The following is a 605-nucleotide window of genomic DNA, read 5'->3' on the forward strand; positions in this document are numbered from 1 at the left end:
ACCCCATGCGCCCGAACCGCTTCTACAACCTCGCCCGCTTCGGCCCGGTGCGTGTCGGCACCCACCACGACGGCCGGGGCCGTACCAAGCACACCGCCGTGTGCACCGCTCCGGGCTGCGACTTCTCCGCCGACTACTTCACCCGCGCCAGCGCCGAACTCGCCGCCCGCACCCACCGCTGCAAGGCCTGAAGGGAGATCCGTTCATGCTCACGCCGAAGTACCCGAAGCCCGACACCTACACCCCGGTCCACCTGGTCCCCGAGCCCGCGGCGGTCCCCATGCCGACCGCCCCGGCCCCGGTCCCCGCTCCGGCTGCTCGCCCGAGCGTCCAGCTCACGCCCGGAAGCGTCGCCGCCCTCGTCGCCGGCGGTGGCGCCGTGGTCTTGGTCGTCGGCGCCGTCCTCGTCTCGATGCTCCTCGCCGTCGCGATCACGGCCGCCTCGGTCGCCGTGTGCGCCGTCGTCATCCGCTCCCTGCTCAACAACCCGAAGGGTCACTGACATGGGCTTCTTCAGCCGGAAGAGCAGCACTCCCGAGCCCGCCCGCAACGAAGAGATGGTCGAACTCGGCCGTGACTACGCGATCGCCCGCCGGCACCGCGAC

At 71.9% G+C, this 605-nt stretch carries 2 protein-coding genes; both read left to right on the top strand.

All coding sequences use genetic code 11. The features are described from left to right. The first annotated feature begins 5 nt into the window (after positions 1–5). Entirely contained in the window at positions 6–191 is a 186-nt protein-coding gene (locus tag ACS04_RS30130) for a mobile element transfer protein (RefSeq protein ID WP_037920426.1), read from the top strand. A 14-nt stretch (positions 192–205) separates the two neighbouring features. Continuing rightward, positions 206–502 carry a hypothetical protein gene (locus tag ACS04_RS30135; RefSeq protein WP_048479996.1) on the top strand — a complete coding sequence of 99 codons (297 nt, stop codon included), beginning with the start codon at positions 206–208 and terminating at the stop codon, positions 500–502. The last annotated feature ends 103 nt before the right edge of the window (positions 503–605 follow it).

Source organism: Streptomyces roseus, assembly GCF_001044425.1.
GTDB lineage: Bacteria > Actinomycetota > Actinomycetes > Streptomycetales > Streptomycetaceae > Streptomyces > Streptomyces roseus.

What these genes read in the sequence shown, in the direction of transcription:
- ACS04_RS30135 (WP_048479996.1), top strand. Translation starts at nt 206, where the DNA reads ATGCTCACGCCGAAGTACCCGAAGCCCGACACCTACACCCCGGTCCAC.
- ACS04_RS30130 (WP_037920426.1), top strand. Translation starts at nt 6, where the DNA reads ATGCGCCCGAACCGCTTCTACAACCTCGCCCGCTTCGGCCCGGTGCGT.